Here is a 25,690-nt window from a genome sequence, read left to right on the forward strand (position 1 = left end):
TCAGTCCTCTTGTTGCCATTCGCTGATGACCACGCGTACCCGTTTGTCGCCGTTCAGGGCTGTGATCCGGGCAGGAAGCGCGGGCAGGCTGTCAATGAATGGCTGCCAGCGGTCATAGCGAATTTCCCAGCCATCCTGCCGCAGGATGGCCAGTTGGTGCTGTTCGTCGAACAGCAGGCGGAAATCACCCTCCGGCGCCGGCAGTCCTCGAACCCACCAGGCGAGGTTGTCGATGGGCAGGTTCCACCCTGTAGCGGCGGCCACCAGGGTTTCCGGGTCTGAGGACTGGTAGGTCTCACCATTGGCCAGAGTTAATTCTATGAAGCCCGGAACGCCCGTGAGTCGTGTTGTGCCCATGCCCAGGAATGAGGATGACAGCGAGAGGTCGTAGCGTTCACCCTGCTGGCGCCAGCCGTTGATAATGGCAGTGCCGCTGTCTGAGGGTTGTTTTACCGCCAGCTTTCCTCTCAGTTGCCATTGGTCAAAGCGGCTCAGGTGGTCGCTGCGCTCGGCCCAGTCGGCGGGCGGCTGGTTGGTCATGCCCTCGGGCAAGGGTTCCAGCTGGATGGTGGTACAGCCGGTTATGGCACCGGTTAGCAGTGCCACGCCAAGTAGTCTTCGGATCATTGGTCGGCCCCATCACTGGTCAGCCGGTCGATGGTTTCCCGAAGAATTTCATGGTCCGGGTTCTGGTCCAGTCCTTCTTCCCAGATGATGCGTGCCTGTTCTTCATTACCGGTTACCCACAGGACTTCGCCATAGTGTGCCGCTACTTCCGGGTCCGGGTAGGCTTCCCAGGCGCGGGCCAGAAAGTCGAGGGCCTGATTCGTTTCGCCCTGGCGAAACAGTATCCATCCCATGCTGTCCAGAATGGCCGGGTTCTCCGGATCCAGCGCGAGGGCTTTTTCAATATAGCCGCGGGCTTCATCCAGGCGATCAGTGCGCACCGTCAGAATGTAGCCCAGGGCGTTCAGGGCAACGGCATTTTCCGGTTGCAGTTCCAGGATGGTTTTCAAATCCTGTTCGGCACCAGCCGGTTCTCCCATGGTGTCCTGCAGCATGGCCCGCGCATAGCGAAGTTCAACGTTGTTGGGGTAGCGTTCCAGTGCGGCATCGGCTGCGGCAAGGGCTTGCTCATTCCGCTCCTGGTCGATCAGCAGATTCACCTCCAGCAGCCAGAACTTCTCGGCGTGATCAGGGGCTCGCTCGCGCAGGTTCTGGATGTGGGCAATGGCCTGGTCCAGTTCGCCGGCCTGGGCCTGCAGTTCGCTGGCACGGGCCAGCGACGGGAAGAAATAGTTTCCCCGTTGCACGCTCTGGTAGTACTCGATCGCCTGGTCGGTATTGCCGGCATCTTCCTCAATGCGTCCCAGGTAGTAGCTGGCTTCGTCTTCATGGTGGCCCTGCTCGATCAGGCGGGTCAGTTCCTCCCGGGCCAGTGCGGGTTGCTGGTTTTCCAGGGCGACCAGGGCGTGCGAGAGTCTCAGCCCCGGGGTCTCCGGATAGCGCTTTACCAGCCGTTCGAATTCGTCCTGGGCGGCCTGCAGTTCGCCCTCGTTGATCAGCATGCGGCCATAGAGGGTGCCCATCTGGCGGTTGGCCGGGAAGCGCCGGGTATTGGTGGTCAGGTAATTCAGGGCCTCACGTTTCTGCCCGGTCTGGTAGAGCAGATCGCCCTTTAGGATGATGGCGGGCTGGAAGTTCGGCGCCTGCTCAAGCAACTGGTTAATCTGCCGGAGGGCGACCGTGGGGGTGCCGGTTATTTTCTGCAGCAGGGCAATGCTGTACTGCAGTTCGGGGTTATCCGGGTGCTTGACGGCCAGTTGACTGTAAAGCGCCAACAGCTCCTGTTGCTGCGCGGGCGGTAGTCCCGCGGCCATGGCAGCGAGGCTGTCAAAATCCGCGTCTTCTCCCTGGTCCATGATCTGCTCCATATGGAACAGGGCGTTTTCCAGTTTCTGGCGCTTGACCGCCTGAATGGCCGATATCCGATGTGCCTCCAGATTGTCGGGGTCCACGTCCAGCCAGAGCGTAGCCAGTTGTTGCTGGGCATTGTCTGCATTGAGAGACTGGGCGATCCGCATGGCCCGCTCAATCACGCCGGTGTCCCGTGAGGTTTTCGCAGCCTGGAGGTAATTGACCAGGGTGACATCGTAGCGCCCACGCTGGCCGGCCACTTCAGCCGACAGAAGCTGATAAAGCACTTCCGGTTCGAATTCGGCATAGTTGATGGGCGTGACAGGCGGGGTAGCTGCGGGGGTATCGGTCCCGGTTACCTCATCGGCGGGTTCCGGGGTGCCAGAAAATACGGCGCAGCCCGGAAGTGCGGCGAGAGTGAGTCCCAACAGGCAGGTAACCAGATACGGTGCGGATTTTTGCATGCAACTTCCTGTGTGCTATCGGCGATAGGTCTGTGAAAACCGTTTTCTGCCCGGTAATTGAGGCAGATCGGGTTGCGGCCACGGCCAAGGCCCTATAATGGCATAAGCATCTGAACTTGCCCAACCTGTCCGCACTTGCCGAAGGCGACGGGTTTTCGGGTGGCGACTGAGCAGTTGCCCCGGTAGAATGGCGAGTGATTATCCATAATCTGGGCAGGGTTTTCTGTACTCCAAATGGCACTAGTAACGCTGGGAATCAACCATCGCACCGCACCCGTGGAGATCCGCGAGCGTGTGGCGTTCACGCCGGAGCGAATGGCCGAGGCCTTTTCAGAACTCCGTGCTGCCTCCGGTGCCAGCGAGGCGGCTATCCTGTCCACCTGCAACCGGACGGAGCTTTATCTGGCCGGGGATGATGACTGCGCCCCCTCAGTGCTGCGCTGGCTGGCCGGCTTCCACGAGCTGGATGTGGCCGATCTTGAAAACGTACTCTATGTGCATCGGGATTCCGACGCGGTTCGTCATATGATGCGGGTGGCCGCCGGCCTGGACTCCATGGTGTTGGGCGAACCGCAGATTCTGGGCCAGCTCAAGGATGCCTATGCGCTGGCACGGGAGCACAGCGCCACCGGTTCCTTTCTGTCCCGGTTGTTCGAGCAGACTTTTTCCGTAGCCAAACGTGTACGTACCCAGACAGCTATCGGTGAAAACCCGGTGTCGGTTGCCTATGCCTCGGTCAGCATGGCACACCACATTTTTGCGGACATGTCCCGCAACAAGGCGCTGCTGATTGGTGCCGGGAAAACCATTGAGCTGGTAGCCCGACACCTGGCAGAAGCCGGCGTGCGCAGTTTTCTGGTGGCCAACCGTACACTGGAGAAGGCCCAGGCGCTGGCAGAAGCCCACGGAGGTAAAGGCATTCTGCTCTCGGAAATTCCGGATCATCTTTCCGATGTGGATATCGTGATTTCCTCCACCGCCAGCCCCTTGCCGATTCTGGGCAAAGGCGCGGTGGAAAGGGCGTTGAAGAAGCGCAAACACCGGCCCTATTTCATGGTCGACATTGCCGTGCCCCGGGATATTGAACCGGAAGTGGCGTCACTGGCTGACGTCTACCTCTATACCGTAGACGACCTGCGTCAGGTGATTGAAGAGAATATTCGCTCCCGGGAAGGCGCGGCCCGTGAGGCGGAAAATCTGATCAGCAGTGGCGTTCAGGATTTTCTGGATCAGCTGCGTGCCCTGGATGCGGTTTCCACCCTCAAGGTGTTCCGTCAGCGAGCAGAATTGCTGCGTGATGCGGAAACCGAGAAAGCCCTGCGCGCCCTGCGCAACGGTACTGATCCTGAGACGGCTCTGCGCTCACTGGCGCGGGGCCTGACCAACAAACTTCTACACCAACCCTCGGTTCAGGTACGCAAGGCGATGGCCGAAGGCCGTACCGAAGTGACCGAATGCCTGAGGGAGCTTTACCAGCTGGACGCACTGGAAGCTGACGAGCCCACCACCACGGAAAAACTATGAAACCATCCATCCAGTCCCGCCTCGAACAGCTTGTTGAACGGTTCGAGGAGGTGAACGCGTTGCTGAGTGATGCATCGGTGATTGCCAATCAGGATAAATTCCGGGACCTGTCCCGCGAATTCGCCGAGATTGAACCGGTGGTCAAGTGTTTTCAGGCTTGGCGACAGTCTCTGGAGGACATCGATGCGGCCACGGAGCTGGCCAAAGACGGCGATGCAGACATGCGGGAAATGGCCGAAGAGGAGCTGGCCAGTGCCCGGGCTCGCAGTGAAGAGCTGGACGAAGAATTGCAGCGTTTAATGCTGCCCAAAGACCCCAATGACACCAAGAATGTGTTCCTGGAAATCCGTGCCGGCACCGGGGGCGATGAAGCCGCTATCTTTGCCGGCGACCTGTTTCGCATGTATTCCCGCTATGCCGAGAAACGCCGGTGGCAGGTCGAGGTGCTCAGCGAAAATGAAGGGGAGCACGGCGGTTTCAAGGAAATCATCGCCCGCCTCTCTGGCGATGGCGTTTATGGCACCCTGAAATTTGAATCCGGTGCGCACCGGGTGCAGCGGGTGCCGGAAACCGAATCCCAGGGCCGCATTCACACCTCGGCCTGCACGGTTGCCGTGATGCCGGAGGCCGACGAAGCCGAAGCAGTCGAGATCAACAAAGCGGACCTGCGGGTGGATACCTTCCGCTCCTCCGGTGCCGGTGGTCAGCACGTTAACAAAACTGACTCGGCGATCCGCATCACCCACCTGCCCACGGGCATTGTGGTGGAATGTCAGGAAGAGCGTTCCCAGCACAAGAACCGTGCCAAGGCCCTGAGCCTGCTGGCCTCCCGCCTTCAGAATGCCGAGCTGGAAAAGCAGCAGAAGAGCGTGGCGGAAACCCGCAAGAGCCTGGTGGGCAGCGGTGATCGTTCCGAACGTATCCGCACCTACAACTTCCCCCAGGGCCGGGTAACGGATCATCGTATCAACCTTACTCTGTACAAGCTCGACGAAGTCATTGCCGGAGATCTGGACGCCGTGGTGGTTCCCTTGCAGCAGGAACATCAGGCGGAATTGCTGGCAGACATGGCCAATGAACAGCAGTGAATGTTCGCTCACCTGTGAGGCCCTGCTGAGGGAAGCGGCAGGCCGGATTGGCGGTGAATCTCCCAGGCTGGATGCCGAACTCCTGTTGAGCCATATCACCGGCCTGACCCGCACCAGTTTCCGGGCGTGGCCGGAGCGGGACGTGCCGGTGGAGCAGGCAGAGCGGTTTTTCGAGTTGGTGGGCGAGCGTGCCAGCGGCCAACCCGTTGCCTATCTGCTGGGTGAGCAGGAGTTCTGGTCTTTACCTCTGAAAGTCAGTCCGTCCACCCTGATCCCCCGGCCAGACACGGAGTGCGTGGTAGAGGCGGCGTTGTCGCTGGAATTACCTGCCAGGGCAAGCGTGCTGGACCTCGGCACCGGAACCGGTGCTATCGCGCTGGCGCTGGCCAGTGAACAGCCGGGTTGGCAGGTTATGGCCAGTGACCGTGTTGAAGACGCGGTCGCCCTGGCCCGGGAAAACAGCCAGAGCCTGGGGCTGCCCATTACCGTGGTAAAGAGCCACTGGTTTGACCAGATTCCCGCCGGTACTTTCGATCTTCTGATTTCCAACCCACCGTATATACCGGCCAGCGACCGTCATTTAAGGGAAGGCGATGTGCGCTTCGAGCCCGAGTCTGCCCTTGTGGCTGGAGACGACGGCCTGGACGATATTCGTCTGCTGGTGACCGAAGGACTGAACTGGCTCAACCCCAATGGCTGGATGCTGCTGGAGCATGGCTACGACCAGGGCAGCGCTGTACGGGATTTGTTTGCCAAAGCCGGATGGCGCAACATGGAAACCCGCAAAGATTACGGCGGCAATGATCGCATGACCCTGGCCCGAAAACCGGCCAGCGACCAATAGCGAGAACAACTATGCTCAGCGACGAAGAACTCCTCCGCTACAGCCGGCAAATCCTGATGCCCCGGTTCGACATCGCCGGCCAGGAAAAACTCAAAGCCGCCCACGTACTGGTTATTGGCGCCGGCGGCCTGGGTTGTCCTGTGGCCCTCTACCTGGGCGCCGCAGGTATTGGCCACCTGACTCTGGTTGACGATGACCAGATCGAGCTGGCAAATCTGCAGCGCCAGATAGCCTTTGAGCAAAGCTGGCTGGGCAATTCAAAAGCCGAGCGTCTGGCCGAGCGGGTGAGGGCGATCAATCCGGAGATTACCGTTAATGCGGTGAATCGCCGGGTGGATGGTGATGATTTGCGCCAGTTGGTGAGCGAATCCACACTGGTGCTGGACTGCACGGACAACTTCAATACCCGGTTCGCCCTGAACCGGGCTTCGGTTTCCTCGAAAGTGCCCCTGGTTTCGGGGGCTGCAATAAGAGGTGAAGGCCAGCTTTCTGTTTACGATCCCCGCCACCCAGAAAGTCCTTGTTACCATTGCCTGTATCCTGAACAGGGCAACGAAGACCTGACCTGCTCAGAAGCCGGCGTCATCGCTCCGTTAGTCGGCATGATCGGCTCGGCTCAGGCCATGGAAGCAATAAAAGTAATCTCAGAGGTAGGCAGGCCGCTTGTCGGTCGCTTGCTCCTACTCGACGCCTGGCAAATGGAGTGGCGAGAAATGAAACTCGCAAAAGATCCAGACTGCTCCGTATGCGCAGGCTAACGCCAAATGATCAGTCCTTTAGCGCCTGAAACCTGGCAATGGCCTCTTTACGGGACTCTTTCAGATCGACAATGGGTCTGGGGTAGCCTTTTGGGATAACACCACCCCTGGAAGGGTCATGAATCCGCTTGTTGTCGAGCTTTGCCAGCTCCGGCACCCAGTTCCGAATAAACTCCCCCTTAGGATCAAACCGCTCACTCTGGGTCACCGGATTGAACACCCGAAAGTAGGGCGCAGCATCGGTACCCGTTGAGGCACTCCACTGCCAGCCACCGTTGTTCGACGCCAGAAAGCCATCCACCAGATTCTGCATAAACCAGGCTTCACCAAGCCGCCAGTCGATAAACAGGTTCTTGGTGAGGAACATGGCAGTGATCATCCGCAGGCGATTGTGCATCCAGCCGGTGGCTTTCAACTGGCGCATGGCTGCATCCACAATAGGGATACCCGTGCGGCCTTCCTTCCAGGCTTCGAAATGCTCGCCCGGCGTATTCCAGGCCAGAGCCTCGGTTTCCTCCTTGAACGCACGCCCCATACTCACCCGCGGGTAGTGATAAAGGATATGGATGTAGAAATCCCGCCAGGCGATTTCATTGATCCAGGTTTCCACGCCTTCCCCGGAAAGGCCGGATTGCTTTGCCGCAATCAGGCACTGGCGCCCGGAGAGCACGCCATTGGCCAGGTAGGGGGAGAGCTGGCTGGTGCCATCCAGCGCCGGGAAGTCCCGGTTATCTTTGTAGTCCTTGGCGCGATCCGCCAGAAACGCTTCCAGCTGCTCGTGAGCGGCATCCTCTCCCGTCGGTACCAGCGGCTCCGGTGCCGCTCTGAACGGCGCAGGCAGGGTGTCGGTCTGTTCGGGTTTGACCGCGTTGCCGATCGCGGCGGGCCTGGGGTGCAGAGTGGGCCGTGTTTCCTCTATCCAACTGCGCCAACGACGGGAGAAAGGCGTAAACACCGAGTAGGGTTCGTTCTGCTGGGTCAGAATCTGGCCGACCGGGGCGACGGTCTGATCCCGGTACTTGCTCACCCGGATGCCGAAATCCACCAGGCGATCGCGCAGTGCTTTATCCCTGCGGCGTTCGTTAATGCCGTACTCCTCGTTGAAATGGACGTCGGCAATGTCACTGTCCTTGCAGAACTGCAGCAGTGCATCGCTGCCATCCGAAAAACGCTCGGCGTTCAGGAATGTCAGTGGAACGCCAAGCTCAGCCAGTTCCCGGGCCAGGGCGTTGGCGTGTTCAAGAACAAAGCGTACCCGGGCGGCAGACCAGTCGTGTTCCTGCCATTGCTGAGGGGTGACTACAAAACACGCGCGCACCGGTTCTCCTGACTGGCACGCGGCCGTCAGGGCAGGGTTGTCGGCAAGCCGAAGGTCGTTACGGAACCACACCAGTTGTGTCATCGGGTCATCCAGGTCGTTGACGGGTGCATATAAGGGTAAATACAACCCAAAAAATCATAGGCTTGTATATTCGCTGCAACTACCGGATTGGATTATAGTTAAAACCAGCCGCCACCGAATCACGCTGACAACAAGGAGCCGTTTCGCAGGCATGACCGAGCAAACCGAAAGCCAGCGCGAAGGTGTCTGGGCGCACCCCTATCAACTGGCATCCGGCCAGACACAGCAACATCAGCTTGGACATACCCGGGTCTGGATTACCCTGCTGGATCTTGAGTGGCAGGTGCGTGAGGAGAAGCTGGATATTCATTCCGATCCCCTGCATTGGCAGGAAACCCTGGGCCATACCGTGCCATCCGCTGATATTCCGGTGCAGCGTTTTGTGCGTATGGATGATCAAGGTATCGTCCGCTTCAACCCCGCTATGGGCTGTCGTCCCACGGTTATACGGCCATTCCAGCCTTTAACCATTCCTGCCGGTGGGCGCTGTTTGCTTTACGTGGGAACATCCTTGTGGATGAAAGTGTGTGTAGGCGATGGGCAAACAGAGCTGACCGAGATCCCGCTGGCCGTGCCCTCCATGACCTGGCTTGGCCGTAACACCATGGAGGGAGAGCTTTGCTACGCTTCCTCCACGTTTGGTCGTCTGGCACTTGAGGCGGTGCCGAAACGTCCCTGGCGGGCCGTTACTCCGGTGACCATCATCAATCGCCGTGAGCAGGCACTGCTGCTGGAAAGGTTCAGCCTGCCCACGCCATTGCTGGCCCTTTATCGTAACGAGCGTGGACAGCTGTGGACGCCGGGTGTCACGGTAGAGTGTGAAACCGATATGAACTCTGCCAGCCTGAATATTGAACAGTCGGTACCCGCCTGTGCCGGTCAATGCCAACTGGTGGCGCCGCCCCGGGAAAAGCTGGCCAAAGGGCGCCGCCTGGTGCGGGCGTTTGACCGAATGTTTGGCTGACAGAATCAGGAGCAACTCTGTTGATTGAGGCTATTGAGGCTACGTTTATTCAATTGATCAGTGGCATTGCCTGGGGGCAGTGGCTGGCGGCGGGATTTTTGCTGGTGCTGGGTATCTTCCTGGGTACCATGCTGGCCCGGAGCGTCGGGCGGCTGGTCGAAAGCCGCACTTCACGGCACCACCAGGTGCTCATCCGGCGCCTGGTGTTCTATGTGATTTTCGTACTGTTTGCTATCGCAGCGCTGCGGGAAGCCGGGTTTTCACTGGAAGTGGTGCTGGGGGCGGCCGGTATTCTCACGGTAGCCATTGGCTTTGCTTCGCAGACATCGGCTTCCAACATCATCAGTGGCCTGTTTCTGGTGATGGAGCGTCCGTTTGAGATAGGCGATGTCATCGAAGCGGATGCCACCATTGGTGAGGTGGTGGCGATTGATCTGCTCAGTGTAAAGCTGAGAACACCGGACAACCTGTATGTGCGTATCCCCAATGAAACCCTGATCAAAACCCGGGTGGTGAACCGGTCCCGGTTTCCGATCCGGCGGATCGATTTGGTGATCGGTATCGCCTACGCTGAAGATGTGGAGCGGGTGCGGGATCTGTTGCTCGGGCTGGCGGAGACCAATCCGCATTGCCTGGAAGAGCCCCGGCCATTTGTGCTGGTGACCGGTTTCGGGCCTTCGTCTGTGGATCTCCAGTTTTCCTTCTGGGTGGCCCGGGAGGATTTCCTGGAAGGTAAAGGCGGCATGATGATCGCTATCAAGAAAGCACTGGACGGGGCTGGTATTGAAATACCGTTTCCTCACACCAGTGTCTACGCCGGCAGTCATTCCGAACCTTTCCGCATACAGCTGGTCGGGTCGGAACAACAGCAAGAAAAGGAATTACCGGATGTCGACAATAAAACCTGAAGCCATTAAAACCACTCCCCCGAAAGCCGCGGAGAACAAGGTTAGTCTGGGGTGGCGGGAATGGGTGGCGCTGCCTGATCTTGATATCCAGCGTATCAAGGCCAAGGTGGATACTGGCGCCAGGACATCCTGTCTGCACACGTTCCGAACCGAGCCCTATACCGAAAACGGCGAACGTCGTGTGAAGTTCTGGGTGCACCCGGTTCAGAACGACCTGCACCATGTGGTGGAATGCGATGCCCGGGTGCTGGATGAGCGCACGGTATCGGATTCCGGTGGCCACAAGGAACAACGCCTGGTGATTGAAACCACGCTGGTCCTGGGCGACCAGAGCTGGCCCATTGAAATGACACTGACCAACCGGGACTCCATGCGGTTCCGGATGTTACTTGGGCGCACCGCCATGGCGGGACGCTCAACGATTTACCCCGAAGCTTCTTATCTTGCCGGCGAGCCGGCACCAAGGACCTGACTATGAAAATTGCGGTACTGTCCCGAAACCGTCACCTGTATTCGACCCGGCGTCTGGTGGAGGAAGGCATTAACCGTGGCCACGAAGTGAAGGTCATCGACTGCCTGCACTGCTCCATGAACATCACCTCTGCCGATCCGAAAATCCACTACCACGAAGAGGTGCTGGAAGATTTTGATGTTGTGATTCCCCGCATTGGTGCCTCGGTCACGTTTTACGGCACTGCGGTGCTCAGGCAGTTTGAGATGATGGGCGTGTTTCCGGTGAATGAATCGGTTGCCATTACCCGTTCGCGCGACAAGCTGCGCTCTTTACAGTTGCTGGCTCGCAAAGGTGTCGGCATGCCGGTGACCGGTTTTGCCAATAAACCGGACAACGTGCCGGAATTGCTGAAAATGGTGGGGGGGGCTCCGGTGGTCATCAAACTGCTGCAGGGCACCCAGGGCATCGGCGTGGTGCTGGCGGAAACCCGCAAGGCGGCAGAAAGCGTGATCGAGGCCTTTATGGGCCTGAAAGCCGATATTCTGGTGCAGGAGTTCATCAAGGAAGCTGGTGGCGCCGATATTCGCTGCTTTGTGATCGGCGACAAGGTTATTGCTGCCATGAAACGCCAGGGCGCTGAAGGCGAATTCCGCTCCAATCTGCACCGCGGTGGCACCGCCTCGCTGGTGAGAATTACTCCGGAAGAGCGCCGAACTGCCATTACTGCCGCCAAAGCCATGGGCCTGAACGTCGCCGGCGTGGACCTGCTGCGTTCGAGCCGAGGTCCGTTGGTGATGGAAGTAAATTCCTCGCCTGGCCTGGAGGGTATTGAAAATGCCACCGGAAAGAACGTGGCGGGCATGATCATCAACTGGACCGAAAAGAACTATAAACCCTGGAAAACCAAAACCCGGGGCAGGGGATAAGAAGGCATGGCCAGAGCTCCGTTTGAGATTGCCGGCGTAGAGGTGAAAGCCGGTACCCGGGAGACCGTGGAAGTCCCGGTGGCAAAACTCTACACCCATACCCCGCTGCATATTCCGGTGGAAGTGGTACACGGCCGCCGGGATGGCCCGGTATTGATGGTCTGTGGCGCCATCCACGGCGATGAGATCAACGGTGTTGAAATCGTCCGCCGTGTATTGAAGAACTCCGCGCTGCGGCACCTGAGGGGCACCCTGGTGGCGGTCCCGATTGTCAATATCTTCGGGTTCGTGCAGCGTACCCGCTACCTGCCGGACCGGCGGGATCTGAACCGCTGTTTCCCGGGCTCAGAGAGTGGTTCTCTGGGCGGGCGTATTGCCTATCTGTTGCGCACCCAGATCATGGAAAGCGTCACCCACATTATCGATCTGCATACCGGCGCCATTCACCGGTTCAACCTGCCGCAGATCCGCGCCGAGCTGAAAAACCCGGAAACTTCCCGCATGGCTGAAGCCTTTGGAGCGCCGATCATTATCAATGCCGGTCTGCGCGAAGGCAGCCTGCGTGCCTACGCCGATTCACTGGATATTCCGGTCATTACTTTTGAAGGCGGCGAAGCCCTGCGCTTTGACGATGTCGTCATTGCCAGCGGCGTGAAGGGCATTATCCGGGTAATGAGGGAATTGGAAATGGTGCCGGCCAAGAAAGGCCCCAAGGCGCCGAAAAAGCGTTCGGAAACGGCGGCCAATTCGCAGTGGGTGCGGGCAGACATCGACGGTATCATGCGGCCGGTGGCCAGGCTGGGCCAGAAGGTCCGCAAAGGGCAGCGGCTGGCCATGGTAGCCGATCCCTTTGGCGAGACTGAAGTGGCTATTACTTCACCCTGTTCCGGGATCGTCATCTGTGTGAACAACCTGCCCTTGGTGAACGAAGGTGAGGCCATCTACCACGTGGCGCGGTTTGATGAGTTGGGTGAGGCCGAGAAGGCCATGGACTACTTCCGCAGTTCCTTCGAGAGCGAGATGTCGGAAGAAGCCGTGGTGCCGGTACACCCCTGGGATGAACTTCAGAAATAACCGACTGTTGGAGCACGTATGATCTGGCACCAGAACACTATTGAGCTGGCCCCGCTGCCCAGGGGATTTAACCTGGTGACCAACGAAATCCTGGCCCAGGCGCCGGAACTGACGAACTGCGAAGTGGGGTTGCTGAATCTGTTCATTCAGCATACCTCCGCTTCTCTTGCCATCAATGAGAACGCCGACCCGGACGTACGTGGCGATCTGGAGCGTCACTTCAATGTGATGGTGCCGGAACACGCCGACTATTACGAGCACACCCTGGAAGGCCCGGATGACACCACCTCCCACATCAAAAGCGTGATCATCGGGCCGTCGCTGACCATCCCCATCAGCCACGGCCATTTGGCTCTCGGTACCTGGCAGGGCATCTACCTTTGCGAACACCGGAATCATGCCGGTGGCCGTAAAATTGTGGCGACATTACAGGGGCGTTGGTGAGGCAGCTGAGGCTGTGTCGAGGAACCCGGCGCCAGGCTAAAGTGTGGACTGTAGTTTTGCGCTGAACCGCTGAAGCTTGCTCCGGGCAGCGCTCCAGTTTTCCTCCCCGACCAGGTCCGTGAATTCCTGGTGTGCTTCTTCCCATCTGATCAACGCTTGCCCGTAGACTTCCTCTCCCTGTCGCGTCAGAGATAGCCCCAGAGATCGCTTGTGTCCTGAGGGCTGGGACTGCAGTAGCCCCTTGCTAATCAGCTTGTCGACTGTCCTTTGTAATGAGGTTCTCTCCATGCCCAGGAGCTCTGCCAACTCATTGATCGAGTTGGGAGGTGCTAATTTGATGGCATTCAGCACAGAAAACTGGGTAACGCGCAGGCCAGTGTCGGCCAGGGCACGGTTGTAGTGCCGGGTCACCAGTCTTGAGAACACCCTTGAGTACAGGGCGGCACAGGTTTTCCCGACATCCAGAGGGGTTGTTTGGTCGTTGGCACTTTTCTCGGGCATCAGGGCTGCCTGTTTTATTAAGTGTATATGCAAGATGGTAGGTTCATCGCTGGGCTATGTCCAGCGTGAGAGTGCATGGAGCGGTCAGGGTGATGCTCAAAAAATATCTTGTAATCATTTAAAAAGTGTATATACACTTAAAAGGCTTTTCTGTATTACAAGGACATTTCGAAAAATGATCGCCGGACAGATAGAGGTAAACAGGCATGAACCTTTCGCTTAATCTATTTCGGGCAGCTTTTGGGGCATACAGCCGACTACTGCCAGCGCGAGCAGCCGTAAGAGCGGTGAAACTGATGACGAGTCCCCGCATTGCGGCAGAGAGGCGGCTTTCGCATAGAGAGCTCTTTGGAGGTCCGGTAATGCTTCGGGGCGGCGGTATGCTGTCCATCCATGGCCGAGGCCACAAGAAGATGCTGCTGGTGCACGGCTGGTCTGGTTGGATCGGGCAATTCGAGTCGCTGTTCGCTGAGGTTGATCCGGACGAATACACCGTTTATGCGGTGCATCCCCTCGGCCATGGCGAGTCGTCGTCTGAACAATCACATCCGGGACGATTCATTGAGGCCGTGCTGGATGCACATGACTATGTGGGTAAACCCTTCGATGTCGGCATCGGTCATTCGCTGGGTGCTGCCGCGCTGGTTTATGTAGAAGCTATGGACCCCTGCTTCAGAAGGCTGGTTTTGGTTTCGGGCCCGGCCACCATTGAGGGAGTGTTGGATCGGTTTGCCCGGTTTGTGAATCTCGGCGGACGGAGTAAGCAACTCTTCCTCCAAGGTATGGAAGCAACGGTTGGGCTGGCAGTGGACCGGCTGGACCTGCTCGCCCTGGCGACCTCTATCCAGAAGCCCGCGCTGCTGGTGCACGATGATAGTGATCGGGAGGTCCCGGTAGAGGAAGCAAGGCGACTGAACCAGGCATTTCCGAACAGTTGCCTGGTCCAGACCTCAGGCTATGGCCACAGCCGTATACTGCAACAGCCTGACGTGATCCGTGACATTCTGGCGTTTGCCCGGGATACCGCCGTGCGGTAACGGAATTTTCAAGCTTAAAAGTGTATATACACTATTGGGAGAGTAGGATGTCGGAACATCAAAAGCACCAATCAGTCGGATATTCGTTTTTCAGCCTAGTGATTCGTTACCGGTGGTTTGCGCTGGTGATATCGCTCATGGTGGTTGGGGGGCTGGGCAGCCAGCTGGGCGCACTGAAAAAGAACACCCAGGCCGACGCCTTTATCGATGAAAATGAGCCGGCCTTGATTTACCGGGATGCCGTCGAACAGATTTTCAACCTGAAGGACCCACTGGTGATTGCCGTCCAGAACCGGGGCCCGACCGGCATCTACAACGAGCACAGCCTGAAGCTGGTGCGCTGGCTGAGTGATCAGCTTCAGGCGGTGCCGAACATTGATCCTCAGGGCATCACAAGTCTTGCCACGGAATCCAATATCCAGGGCGATACCCTGGGTATGGAGGTTCGGGAGTTTCTCGATGGTCCGCTGGACCGGACCCATATTGCCTGGATTGAGCGCAGCATAAAAAACTTTCCACTCTATCAAGGCAGTCTGGTAGCCGAAGACGGCTCCATGACCCTGATCATTGCCGAGTTGCTGAATCAGGATCAGGCGGAAGCCACCTATCAGTTGGTCCGGCAGTTGGTTGAGAGCGCACCCACGGGCCGGAGCCAGGTTTACCTGGCCGGGGAAGGCGTGGTGTCCGCGTACCTGTCGGAATACGTCGACCGTGACGCCAAGCGCCTGAACCCGATGGCCGGGCTGATTATCACCCTGGTGCTGGTGGTGGCGTTTTTCTCACTCAGAGCAGCCTTGATTCCCAATCTGATAGTGGCTGGCACCGTGGCCGGCACCCTGGGGGCCATGGTCCTGGCAGGGGCCGAATTCTATGTCATTACCAATGGCCTGATTGTCTGCATGATCGGGATTGCGGTGGCCGACTCGATTCATATTTTTTCTGAATATTACGAAGTCATGGCCGGCGATCCGGCCTTGTCCCAAACCGAAGCGATTGCCACTGCGATGGCCGGTATATGGCGTCCGGTTACGCTGACTACCCTGACGACGGCAGCCGGATTTCTGGCGCTATATGCCACCAATGACATGCCACCACTGAAGTTCTTCGGCCTTTTTGGCGCCTTTGCCGTGATCCTGGCGGGGCTTTTGACGTTGTTCGTAACACCGTCACTGTTGTCGCTTTTCCGGGCCCGGCCCAGCCCACGCTTTCGCAGGCACGAATCCAGCCTGCCCAGCCGGGGGCTGGCGTCCGGACTGGGTTCATTGTCGCTACGGTATCCGAAAACGATACTCCTGACCGCTGCAGTGGTTGCCAGTGTCGCCGGGCTGGGCGCTCTGAAGCTGGTGATCAATGAAGAGCGCATTGAAAACTTTCAGCCCCATGAGCCGATCTACCTGGCTGACAAAACGATTAACGCGGCGATGGATGGCACCTATTACCTGGATGTGGTGATTGAGACCCCGGCGCCGGAGGGCATCTATGATCCCTCGGTGCTGCAGGCGATCAGTGAGTTGCAGGTCTTCCTGGAAGCGCAGCCCGGAATCCATGGAACCACCTCGATTGCCGACTACATCAAACAGATGAACAAGGCCGTGAACGAGGATGATCCGGCGTTTTACAGGGTACCGGATGACAAGAACCTGGTTGCCCAGCTGTTTCTTCTTTACACCGCCTCTGGCGACCCGACCGACTTTGAGGAACGAGTGGATTCGCAGCGGCAGAGGGCGCTGATCAGAGCCAACCTGAAAGAGGGCTCTTACCTGATCAGCCGTTCATTGATTCCCCGTCTGGAGCGTTACCTGGCCTCGGAGTTTAAAGGGGATGTGGCAGCCCGGATCAGCGGCCGCGTTAACGTAGACTATCACTGGGTCAGTGGTATTGCCGAGACTCATGCCAGGAGCGTGATCGTCTCTTTCCTTGCCGTGCTTCTGATGGCGGCACTGTTGTTCCGGTCGGTGACCGCTGGCTTGATGGCGGCGATTCCGGTGGGCTTGTCGATTCTGGTCATCTACGCGGTCATGGGAGTGAAGGGCATATGGCTGGGGGTGGGCACCTCAATGTTTGCCGCCATCGCCATCGGCCTGAGTGTTGATTTTGCCATTCACACCCTGGACCGGCTCCGTGAGGCCATGTCAAAGCCCGGCCACCTCAGCCCCGGACAGCGTATCGCTACCGTGTTCTCGTCTACCGGGCGAGCACTTTGGTTCAACCTTCTGGCCGTGGCGCTGGGCTTTGGTGTGCTGATGACCAGCCAGGTGCCGCCGCTGATGAATTTTGGAATGCTGGTGGCGCTGTCGGTTTCGGTTGCCTTCGTGGCCAGCTTGCTCCTGTTGCCTGCCATCACCCTGGTGTCTCAACCGGCCTTTATGGTGGGTAAACCGGGAAGTTTCATGAAAACCGGGTTGATACTGCTGGCGCTGATGGGCGCGGCTGTGCTGACCAGCAAGGCGTTCGCCCTTGAGAAAGCGCCGACCGCCCGGGAGATTATCCAGCTGATGAACAGTCGTCCTGAGGGCGTGTCGGTGCAGAGAGACATGCTGATCACCCTGACCGATCAGGGGGGCAATATTCGTGAAGAGCAGACCCGCGCCTTTCGCCGTTACTTCGACGACATCAAGAAAACCGTCATCTTCTATACGCAGCCAGCCACGGTGGCCGGCACCGCATTTCTCACCTGGGATTACGCGAACCCGGCCCGGGAAGACGATCAATGGCTGTACCTGCCGGCCTTGAGAAAAGTGCGCAGAATCTCGGCTTCTGACCGGGGTGACTACTTCCTCGGAACCGACTTTACCTACGAGGAGATCAAGAAAGAGAGCAAGATTGCCGCCGAAGATTACCACTTCGCCTTGCTCGGCGAAGAGCACGTGGACGGCCACCACACCTGGCTGGTGGAGGCCTCGCCGGTGGGGCCGGAGGTAAGCCGCGCGTTGGGCTACGGACGAGTGCTGATGCGCGTTGATTCCTCGTTATGGATTCCACGACTGACAGAGTACTGGGATGTAGCTGGTCATTTTCTGAAGACCGTTCATGCCCGACGTATCGAGATGATCGACGGCATCTGGAGTACTACCGACATCGAAGCCATCAACAGGAAAACCGGGCATAAAACCCGTATTCAGTTCCGCGACACCGATTATGGCGTTGATGTCCCGCCCCGGTTGTTTGAGCAGAATGCTCTGAAACGAGGGTATTGAGATGAAAGCGCTTCCCGTCATCGGTTGGCTGCTTGCATGGTGCCTGTTGTCGATGCCGGCACAGGCCCAGGAAGTTCAGCACTCGTCGATCCTGGAGATTGGGGCCGCCTATGCTCATGAAGCCGGGTCCTGGCAAAAACAGGACATTACCTGGCGTCCGGAGTGGTTGGTACGATTTCATTCCGGGGCGCGGTTGATGCTGCGAGGGCAGGCGCGCCTGGACGTACAGGACGAACTGAGCCCGGGCCAGCCCAGGCAACCCTTTCGTGCGCGGTACACGCGTAAACGTCTGCCCAATGATCACCTTGAGCTGGAACTCAGGGAATTCTATCTGAATCACTACCTGGCGGACGCCTTTGTCAGCCTGGGCAAACAGCAGGTTGTTTGGGGGCAGGCCGACGGCCTGCGAGTTCTGGATGTGGTAAACCCGCTGAGCTACCGGGAATTCATTCTTCCGGACATCGAACATCGCCGTATTCCATTGTGGTCAGCGCTGGTGGAATTCCCGGTGCATGAGTGGACAGCCCAGATGGTCTGGATTCCTGATGCTACGGTAACGGAGAGTACACTGTCCGGAGCAGCCTATTCCCTGTTTCCCGACCCGCCTGGTGACAGCCGCCTGATGGTTGATCGTCCCGATTCGCTGACCACCAGCGATTTCGGGGCAAGATTCTCCACCTTCGAGCGAGGCTGGGACCTGTCTCTGAATTATCTCTATCACACCATTGACGACCCCCTGATTCGGTTCGACCCTTCAGAGCAGCGGGTTCTGGCGGACTACAACCGCTCTCATCTGCTTGGCGGAAGCGCCTCAAAACCCTTTGGGAATGTCACGCTTCGCAGTGAGGTGGGGCTGGAAAGCGAAAAACGGTTTCTGACCCCTGACACTGGAGCCATTGTTGACACAGCCGTTGGCTCCTATGTGATCGGGCTGGATTTCAGTGGATGGCGTGACTGGTTTATCAGCGCCCAGTTCTTTCAGACCTACCGTTTCTCGAACGATACGCCGGACCGGTCTTCGCAAGAACAAGCCACACTTCTGGTCCGACGTAATGCGCTGAACGATGCCCTCACGATGGAGGCGCTCTGCCTTTACGATCTGAACAACCGGGATTCGCTGATCCAGTTGCATGCTGAATATGCTGTGGCGACCAGAGTGGTTCTGAACGCTGGCGCAGACCTGTTTTTCGGTGAATCCACGGGTACTTTTGGCCAGTTTCATGATGAAAGTCGCCTGGAGGCGGGTTTGACTCTGAGTTTTTGACAACGTGGTCTTGTCTAATCCGATAGGGCGCCACCCCAAGAACACAATGGGTGGGTATCCACCCATTGTTGGTTTTTCTGTGGGTGGTAAGCCACCCAATACTCTTCGGCTGTTTAACTGTCGGAATATCAATTCGTTGTTTTGTAAGTGTTTTTACTAACTGGCCTGGCCCTTGCTGAATGCTCCCCCAGCGAGGCCGGGCAGGTCTCATCAGCACCCAACCAACAAGATGAATCGGGAGCATTTCTTATGAAACTTCAAACCATTCTGGCGGCTGCGATCGCCTCCTCCGTTGTTGCTGGCCCTGTGATTGCCCAGGATCGTGCCGGCTGGCCTGAGAGCTTTACCGTTGGCACGGCAAGCCAGGGCGGCACCTACTTTGCCTATGGCTCCGGCTGGGCGAACTTTGTGGCGGAGAATCTGGGGGTGTCTGGTGGCGCTGAAATCACCGGCGGCCCGGTTCAGAACATGGCGCTGGTCCACACCGGAGACCTGAAGTTTGGCCTGACTACCATGGGCCCCGCCCGTGAGTCCGTGGACGGGCAGAGCCCGCTGGCACCGGGCATGAAGATGGACAACGTCTGTGCCATGTTCCCGATGTATGAAACCCCGTTCTCCATTGCCACGCTGTCCAGCTCCGGTATTACCAGCATCTCCGAGATTCCGGACGGCGCCACCATTGGTTTCGGGCCAGCCGGTTCCACCTCGGATACCTACTTCCCGCGCATGATGGAAACGCTGGGCGTCAAGTTCGAGCGCCGTAACGGCAGCTGGTCAGACCTCGGTGGCCAGCTTCAGGACGGTCTGATTGATGTGGTGGCCTTCGCAGCCGGTATTCCCATTCCGGCGGTCAGCCAGCTGGAAGTCCAGACCGACGTTAACGTGATTGGCATGAACGATGACGAAGCCAAGAAGATCGTCGATAACTTCCCGGTGTCTGAATTCGTGATTCCGGCCAGCACCTACCAGTCCCTGGATGCTCCGTCCCGTGTGGTCTCCATGTGGAACTTCGCCATGGTGAACTGCGATATGCCGGAAAGCTTTGTGTATGAAATCACCAAGCTGACCATGGAGAACAACGACAAGATGGTGTCGATCCATAAGGCAGCGCGCCACTCCGTCCCCGAGAACTACACCAAGAACAAGGTACTGCCCTGGCATCCGGGTGCAGCACGCTGGTTCAACGAGAACGGCTATCCCATCGAAGACGCTGCCATCAAGCAGTAATGAACCTGGCCGAAGGGTCGCCTGACGACCCTTCGGCATCCGGTCGATACCGATTCACCGCCTCTCAGACAGGCAGGACTTATCATGACCAAAGAACAATCCCATGCCAGCGGTGAAATCCAGCTGGCAGAAAACCTGACGGTCAATGAAGACCATGTATTGGCCCACAATGTGGACGAAGAGCCGGTGGAGGCGAACCGCCGCCTGTACACCGGTATTTTGCTGAAGTTCGTCGTGTTGCTGGCGATTGCCTATTCGGCGTTTCACCTCTACACCCTGAACGTGTCGCCCATGGAAACCTGGTCGTTCCGTATTGTGCACGTGGCCGGTGCCCTGGTGTTGGGCTTTATCTTGTTTGCCGGTGCCCGCTTCGTTTCCGGTGAAGAAGGTGCTGCGAGGCATCGCTGGACCACCTGGTTTGCAGCAGTCGCACTGATTCCCGCGCTCTATGCGCTGTACCAGACTTATGCCTTCCACCAGATGATTCTGGGTGGCACCCTGCGGATTCCCGCCGAACTTGAAACCTGGCATTTTGGCTGGCCGCTGCTGGCGGCTTCCGGTGTGGGTATTGTCATGAGCTGGTTCCACCAGCGCGATCGTGCCCGGTTCAGCGTGCCGGATCTGGTTCTGATCGTCTGCTCTGTGGCGGTTGCTGCCTACCTGCTGGTGGTGTTCAACACCTCCATGCGGATGACCACCGGCACCGCGTTTGCCCCCGTGGGTATTTCTTTCGCCGCTGTGGCCGGTACCGCGCTGATTATGGAGCTTACCCGCCGGGTAGCCGGTATGGCTCTGGTGGTGATTGCGCTGGTGTTTCTGGCCTACGTCTTCGCCGGCCCCTACCTTCCGGGCTTTCTGGGGTATCCCGGGCTGTCGGTGCAGCGCTTCTTCAGCCAGGTCTATACCGATGCGGGTATTCTCGGGCCGACCACGGCGGTGTCTTCGACCTACATTATCCTGTTCATTATCTTTGCCGCGTTTTTGCAGGCGTCGAAGGTAGGTGACTACTTTGTCAATTTCGCTTTTGCGGCGGCTGGCCGGTCCCGGGGTGGTCCCGCCAAAGTCTCCATTTTCGCCTCTGGCCTGATGGGTATGATCAACGGCACCAGTGCCGGGAACGTGGTATCCACCGGTTCCCTGACCATCCCCTTGATGAAGCGGGTTGGCTACAGCAAGGAATCCGCCGGCGCGGTTGAAGCAGCAGCGTCTACGGGCGGGCAGATCATGCCGCCGATCATGGGTGCGGGCGCCTTCATCATGGCGGAGATTACCGGTATTCCCTATACCGAAATTGCCATTGCGGCGATTATTCCGGCGATTCTGTACTTTGCCTCGGTCTACTTCATGGTCGATTTCGAGGCCAAGAAGCTGGGCATGCGGGGCATGCGCGAAGACGAGCTGCCCAATTTGCGCCTGATGCTGCGCCAGGTATACCTGTTTGTGCCCATCATCATTCTGATCGTGGCGTTGTTCCAGGGCTACTCGGTGATTCGTGCCGGTACTCTGGCCACGATTTCTGCGGCGGTGGTCAGCTGGATTTCCCCCAACAAGATGGGCCTGCGGCAGATTCTGCATGCGTTCGAGATAGCGGCCTATATGTCGATTCAGATCATCGTGGTCTGTGCGGCCGCCGGTGTCATTGTGGGTGTGATCTCACTCACCGGCGTTGGCGCGCGGTTCTCGGTGCTGTTGCTGGATGTGGCGGCCCACAGTCATCTGCTGGCTCTGGTGTTTGCCATGTTTATTTCCATTCTGCTGGGCATGGGCATGCCGACCACCGCAGCTTATGCCGTTGCAGCTTCGGTCGTGGCTCCGGGCCTGGTGCAGTTGGGGATTGAGCCGCTGACGGCGCACTTCTTTGTCTTCTACTTTGCCGTGGTCTCGGCCATCACGCCGCCTGTGGCACTGGCGTCCTATGCGGCGGCGGGTATTTCCGGTGCCAACGCCATGTCCACATCGGTCGCATCATTCCGGATCGGCATTGCGGCGTTCATCGTGCCCTTCATGTTCTTCTACAACAGTGCGCTGTTGATGGAAGGAGGGTGGTTCGAAATCGGACGGGCGCTGATTACCGCTACCTTTGGCGTGTACCTGCTGTCTGCCGGTGTGCTGGGCTGGTTCGCACGGTCGTCCGCCCCGGTTCTGGTACGGTTGTTACTGGTGGCCGCAGCCCTGCTGACCATCGAGGGTGGTTTGTGGACGGATCTGGCCGGTATCGCGCTGGCGGTAATCGCCATGCTCATCCAGCGCAAGCGTGCGCCGGCTCTGGCCGCAGCCTGATCTGGCCAGTACCCGGAGGACAACCTGCCGCTGAGCGGGTTGTCCTGCCGGTCCGGGGGCGCTAGGCTTGGCCGAAGCCCCTCTTTGATGTCTCGGAACTGAATTCCATGCTCCAGCGCTTCAGCGTCGTTGTGATTCTGGTTGTCATCATGCTGCTGTCCTGGCTTCTGGGCGGTTGGTACGGTTATCGCCAGCTGGAGCAGGAGGCCCTGCAAGAGGCTTTCCGGTACCGACAACTGGTTGCGAATGAGCTGAACCGGTATCTGCCGGTACCGGCTCTTATCGCCGAACACCCCCTGTTAGCCGACGCGCTCAAGCAACCGAATGATGCCGTGACCCTGCTTCGGGCCAACGAGCAGATGCAAAGAATGGCCACCATTGTCGGCGGCTCAGATATCTACCTGATGGATTTGTCTGGTTTGACGATTGCGGCCAACAATTTCGGCCAGCCGGACACCTTCGTTGGCAATAATTACGCGTTTCGCCCCTACTTTTCTGAAGCCGTGCAAACCGGAGATTCAGTGGCCTATTTCGCCTTGGGTTTACGGTCCCTGGAGCGTGGTCTGTACTTCACTCATCCGGTGCGCGATCAGCGGGGCAAAATGCTCGGGGTCGTAGCCATCAAGATATTGGTCCATGAGCTGGAGTCGCAGTGGCACCGGCCAGAATCGACCCAGCAGGCGCAAATGGTGGTGCTGGACGGCGACGGAATCAGTTTTCTGTCCAGTCGCAGCCAGTGGTTGTATCGGGACTTTCGGCCAGGTGACAAGGCCGAAAAAACCGCCCGCGTGCGGCAACGTTACCCCGAGCGGGATTTAGAGCCTGTTGACTTCTCTGTCACTGGCAAGCCGTGGGGGCTGGCGGATTATTCCACACGGATTCAGTTACGGGACAGCAACAGTGCTGGCACGTACCTGACCGTCGAGGTGGACCTGCCCAGGCTGGACTGGAGCCTGATGGTACTGACCGAGACGCGATCAGTACTCTGGACCCGCGCCGGTTTCCTGGTCAGCGGGCTGGCCTTGTTCCTGGCCGGGTTCCTTACCTGGTTGTATCTTCGCGAACGATACCGGCGGGAACGTGAACTGGCCTTGAGGGGAGAGCAGTTGGAGCGTCGCGTTGCTCAGCGGACAGCCGATCTTAAACGTTCCAATGACCAACTGCTGGAAGAGATACAGGAGCGGGAGAGAGCCCAGACCGAGTTGCGTGAAACCCAGCAAGAGCTCATCCAGGCTGCCAAGCTAGCGGTGCTCGGGCAAATGTCGGCGGGTCTGAACCACGAGATCAATCAGCCCCTGACCGCTATCCAGGGTTATGCCCGCAACAGTCGGAAGTTTCTGGAGCGAGGGGCCACCGATATGGTGGATGCCAACCTGGGGGAAATTGTTGCCCTGTGCGACAAGATGGCGGAGCTCATCCGACAGTTTAAGGTGTTCGCGAGAAAATCCGAGGGCCCCCCGTCGGTGGTTGATCTCAGATTGGCGGTGGATGGAGCCCTCAAGATCATTCGTGCCCAGCACAGCAGTAGCGGCATTGGCATCGATTGGCATCGCCCGGAGCAGCCGGTCATGTGCCACGGCGATCTGATCCGGATCGAGCAGGTGATGGTCAATCTGGTGGCGAACGCGGTTCAGGCGGTTGAAGGCCGTGACGAGCCGTTGATCGAGATCATGATTGATGAAGAAGAGGGGAACTGGCGTTGCCGGGTTCGAGACAATGGGCATGGCCTTCCCGGTAACACAGAGAAGGTGTTCGAACCGTTTTTTACCACCCGCTCCGTCAAACAGGGGTTGGGCCTGGGGCTTTCCATTTCCCGTCAGATCGTTGAAGCTCTGGGCGGAAACCTGGTCGGCCACAATCGTGACGATGGTCCGGGTGCCGAGTTCGTTCTCAAATTGAAACAGCGTAGGGCAGAGGAATGACAACCGCTTCAGTCATTTTTGTCGATGACGACCCGGATATCCGGCCACTGATGGAACAGACCCTGGAGCTGGAGGATATCCCGGTGGCCTGTTTTGCGGATGGAGCCTCAGCTTTGCAGGAGGTTCATCCGGATTTTGAGGGCATCGTCCTGTGTGATTACAACATGCCGGGCATGGACGGCCTGGATGTGTTGCAGCGCATCCGGCAGATTGATGAAGATATTCCGGTCATTCTGCTGACTGGTCAGGGCGATATCAGCACGGCGGTATCGGCCATGCAGCAGGGTGCCTACGATTTCATCGAGAAACCGTTTGATCACGAGGAGTTGATTGAACTTCTGCGGCATGCCCTTGAGAAACGGCATCTGGCGCTTGAGAACCGGCGGCTGAAAGCTCAGCTCCGACACCTTGCCCGCCCCGGCCCCCGGATGCTGGGCGATTCGCCGGCTATGCAACGGGTGATGGCGACCATTGATCCGGTATTGGATATCTCCGCAAACGTGCTCCTTCATGGTGAGACGGGGTCCGGTAAGGACGCGCTGGCCAGATATATCCATGAAAACAGTCCACGCAGCAGCCACAATTTTGTTGCGATCAATTGCGGCGCTGTACCCGAGAATCTGATCGAAAGCGAGCTGTTCGGGCACGAGGCCGGTGCCTTCACAGGTGCTGACAAACGACGTGTTGGCAAGATAGAACACGCTCATCGGGGAACCCTGTTCCTGGATGAGCTTGAAAGTATGCCCATGCCGTTGCAGATAAAACTGCTCCGGGTTCTTGAGGAGCAACGGGTTGAGCGGCTTGGCAGCAACCAGGTCGTGGACGTGGACGTACGTATTATCGCCGCCACCAAATCCGATCTGAAGGAACTGAGTGACAAGGGAGAATTCCGGTCCGACCTTTATTACCGACTGAATGTGGTGAAAGTGGATATTCCGCCGTTGCGGGAGCGAAAGGAAGACATCCCCAAACTGTTCCATCACTTTGTGCTGATTGCTGCCGCTCGCTATGACCGCGAGAGTGTGCCTTTGGACGCACGTCAGGCTGCCCGGCTGATGCAGCATTCCTGGCCCGGCAACGTTCGGGAACTGCGTAACCTGGCTGAGCGATATGTCTTGCTGGGCCCGGCAGCCCTGGCCGAAGGGGATTCCGCCAGCGGACCGAACATTGCCAGCCGGCAGACGTTGTCGGAAATGATGGATGGCTTTGAACGCTCGGCGATTGTCAGTGCTCTGAACGCCTGCCACGGTAGCATCAAGGACACCATGGTTCAGCTCGGGATTGCCCGCAAGACGCTGTATGACAAAATGAAGAAACACGGGCTGGACAAAGCCGAGTTCAAGGACTGACCGTTACAAAAGATAACGCCCTGGTTGCACTGGTTTTACAAACTACGAGGTTTCCTCGATAAATCTGTCGTGTGTTTTTCTGTAGGATTGCTAATCTTTTTTTAGCGGACTTCTCCGACAGTCATTCCAACCACGGAAAACACACC

21 protein-coding genes are annotated in these 25,690 nt (G+C 58.1%); 17 read left to right on the plus strand and 4 right to left on the minus strand.

Annotated features, from left to right (window positions below; all coding sequences use genetic code 11):
* Positions 1–627: a lipoprotein insertase outer membrane protein LolB gene (gene lolB, locus MARHY_RS04215; RefSeq protein WP_011785826.1), complete on the minus strand. Its 627-nt coding sequence runs from the start codon at positions 625–627 to the stop codon at positions 1–3.
* Positions 624–2,381, minus strand: a complete 1,758-nt coding sequence (locus MARHY_RS04220) for a tetratricopeptide repeat protein (RefSeq protein ID WP_014420701.1) — start codon at positions 2,379–2,381, stop codon at positions 624–626. The genes lolB and MARHY_RS04220 overlap by 4 nt, the downstream gene beginning before the upstream one ends.
* 234 nt (positions 2,382–2,615) lie before the next feature.
* Between MARHY_RS04220 and hemA the strand changes: the two genes are divergently transcribed.
* From hemA to MARHY_RS04240, 4 genes are read left to right on the plus strand one after another with little or no spacing between them, the layout of a single operon-like run.
* On the plus strand, positions 2,616–3,905 hold the full coding sequence (hemA, locus tag MARHY_RS04225; RefSeq protein WP_014420702.1) for a glutamyl-tRNA reductase: 1,290 nt from the start codon (positions 2,616–2,618) through the stop codon (positions 3,903–3,905).
* On the plus strand, positions 3,902–4,993 hold the full coding sequence (gene prfA, locus MARHY_RS04230; RefSeq protein ID WP_014420703.1) for a peptide chain release factor 1: 1,092 nt from the start codon (positions 3,902–3,904) through the stop codon (positions 4,991–4,993). The genes hemA and prfA overlap by 4 nt, the downstream gene beginning before the upstream one ends.
* Positions 4,980–5,837, plus strand: a complete 858-nt coding sequence (gene prmC / locus MARHY_RS04235) for a peptide chain release factor N(5)-glutamine methyltransferase (protein ID WP_014420704.1) — start codon at positions 4,980–4,982, stop codon at positions 5,835–5,837. Before prfA ends, prmC begins: the two co-directional genes overlap by 14 nt.
* An 11-nt stretch (positions 5,838–5,848) precedes the next feature.
* The gene (locus tag MARHY_RS04240; protein WP_014420705.1) at positions 5,849–6,595 is read left to right on the plus strand and encodes a HesA/MoeB/ThiF family protein; all 747 of its coding nucleotides are present in this window, start codon (positions 5,849–5,851) and stop codon (positions 6,593–6,595) included.
* A 10-nt stretch (positions 6,596–6,605) separates the two neighbouring features.
* Here the strand turns inward: MARHY_RS04240 and phrB are convergent, their stop codons facing one another.
* Entirely contained in the window at positions 6,606–7,997 is a 1,392-nt protein-coding gene (phrB, locus tag MARHY_RS04245) for a deoxyribodipyrimidine photo-lyase (protein WP_014420706.1), read from the minus strand.
* 151 nt (positions 7,998–8,148) lie between these two features.
* On the opposite strand from phrB, the gene MARHY_RS04250 reads away from it, so the two are divergent.
* Genes MARHY_RS04250 through MARHY_RS04275 form a run of 6 tightly spaced genes read left to right on the plus strand, consistent with a single transcriptional unit; the run spans position 8,149 to position 12,767 of the window.
* Positions 8,149–8,961: a DUF432 domain-containing protein gene (locus MARHY_RS04250; RefSeq protein WP_014420707.1), complete on the plus strand. Its 813-nt coding sequence runs from the start codon at positions 8,149–8,151 to the stop codon at positions 8,959–8,961.
* 20 nt (positions 8,962–8,981) lie between these two features.
* Complete coding sequence (locus MARHY_RS04255) at positions 8,982–9,869, plus strand: mechanosensitive ion channel family protein (RefSeq protein ID WP_014420708.1); 888 nt, start codon at positions 8,982–8,984, stop codon at positions 9,867–9,869.
* Positions 9,850–10,341, plus strand: a complete 492-nt coding sequence (locus MARHY_RS04260; protein WP_011785817.1) for an ATP-dependent zinc protease family protein — start codon at positions 9,850–9,852, stop codon at positions 10,339–10,341. Before MARHY_RS04255 ends, MARHY_RS04260 begins: the two co-directional genes overlap by 20 nt.
* Before the next feature lie 2 nt (positions 10,342–10,343).
* A complete protein-coding gene (gene rimK / locus MARHY_RS04265; protein WP_011785816.1) occupies positions 10,344–11,249 on the plus strand; it encodes a 30S ribosomal protein S6--L-glutamate ligase in 906 nt (301 codons plus the stop codon).
* A 6-nt stretch (positions 11,250–11,255) separates the two neighbouring features.
* Complete coding sequence (locus MARHY_RS04270; protein WP_011785815.1) at positions 11,256–12,323, plus strand: succinylglutamate desuccinylase/aspartoacylase family protein; 1,068 nt, start codon at positions 11,256–11,258, stop codon at positions 12,321–12,323.
* Between the two features lie 18 nt (positions 12,324–12,341).
* A complete protein-coding gene (locus MARHY_RS04275; RefSeq protein ID WP_014420709.1) occupies positions 12,342–12,767 on the plus strand; it encodes a secondary thiamine-phosphate synthase enzyme YjbQ in 426 nt (141 codons plus the stop codon).
* Between the two features lie 36 nt (positions 12,768–12,803).
* On the opposite strand, the gene MARHY_RS04280 is transcribed toward MARHY_RS04275, so the two are convergent.
* Positions 12,804–13,268, minus strand: coding sequence for a MarR family winged helix-turn-helix transcriptional regulator (locus MARHY_RS04280; RefSeq protein WP_014420710.1), 465 nt, complete (start codon positions 13,266–13,268; stop codon positions 12,804–12,806).
* Between the two features lie 362 nt (positions 13,269–13,630).
* On the opposite strand from MARHY_RS04280, the gene MARHY_RS04285 reads away from it, so the two are divergent.
* From MARHY_RS04285 to MARHY_RS04315, 7 genes are all read left to right on the plus strand, one after another.
* Positions 13,631–14,305 carry an alpha/beta fold hydrolase gene (locus MARHY_RS04285; protein ID WP_014420711.1) on the plus strand — a complete coding sequence of 225 codons (675 nt, stop codon included), beginning with the start codon at positions 13,631–13,633 and terminating at the stop codon, positions 14,303–14,305.
* 47 nt (positions 14,306–14,352) lie between these two features.
* Complete coding sequence (locus MARHY_RS04290; RefSeq protein WP_014420712.1) at positions 14,353–17,502, plus strand: outer membrane lipoprotein-sorting protein; 3,150 nt, start codon at positions 14,353–14,355, stop codon at positions 17,500–17,502.
* 1 nt (position 17,503) lies between these two features.
* The gene (locus tag MARHY_RS04295) at positions 17,504–18,766 is read left to right on the plus strand and encodes a DUF1302 family protein (RefSeq protein ID WP_014420713.1); all 1,263 of its coding nucleotides are present in this window, start codon (positions 17,504–17,506) and stop codon (positions 18,764–18,766) included.
* A 249-nt stretch (positions 18,767–19,015) separates the two neighbouring features.
* Entirely contained in the window at positions 19,016–19,993 is a 978-nt protein-coding gene (locus MARHY_RS04300; RefSeq protein WP_011785813.1) for a TAXI family TRAP transporter solute-binding subunit, read from the plus strand.
* An 84-nt stretch (positions 19,994–20,077) separates the two neighbouring features.
* Positions 20,078–22,273 (plus strand): TRAP transporter permease, encoded by a 2,196-nt coding sequence (locus MARHY_RS04305; RefSeq protein WP_014420714.1) that lies wholly within the window; start codon positions 20,078–20,080, stop codon positions 22,271–22,273.
* 107 nt (positions 22,274–22,380) lie between these two features.
* Entirely contained in the window at positions 22,381–24,195 is a 1,815-nt protein-coding gene (locus MARHY_RS04310) for a sensor histidine kinase (protein ID WP_014420715.1), read from the plus strand.
* Positions 24,192–25,544, plus strand: a complete 1,353-nt coding sequence (locus MARHY_RS04315) for a sigma-54-dependent transcriptional regulator (RefSeq protein WP_011785810.1) — start codon at positions 24,192–24,194, stop codon at positions 25,542–25,544. The genes MARHY_RS04310 and MARHY_RS04315 overlap by 4 nt, the downstream gene beginning before the upstream one ends.
* Positions 25,545–25,690 lie beyond the last annotated feature (146 nt).

This window comes from Marinobacter nauticus ATCC 49840, assembly GCF_000284615.1.
Lineage (GTDB): Bacteria > Pseudomonadota > Gammaproteobacteria > Pseudomonadales > Oleiphilaceae > Marinobacter > Marinobacter nauticus.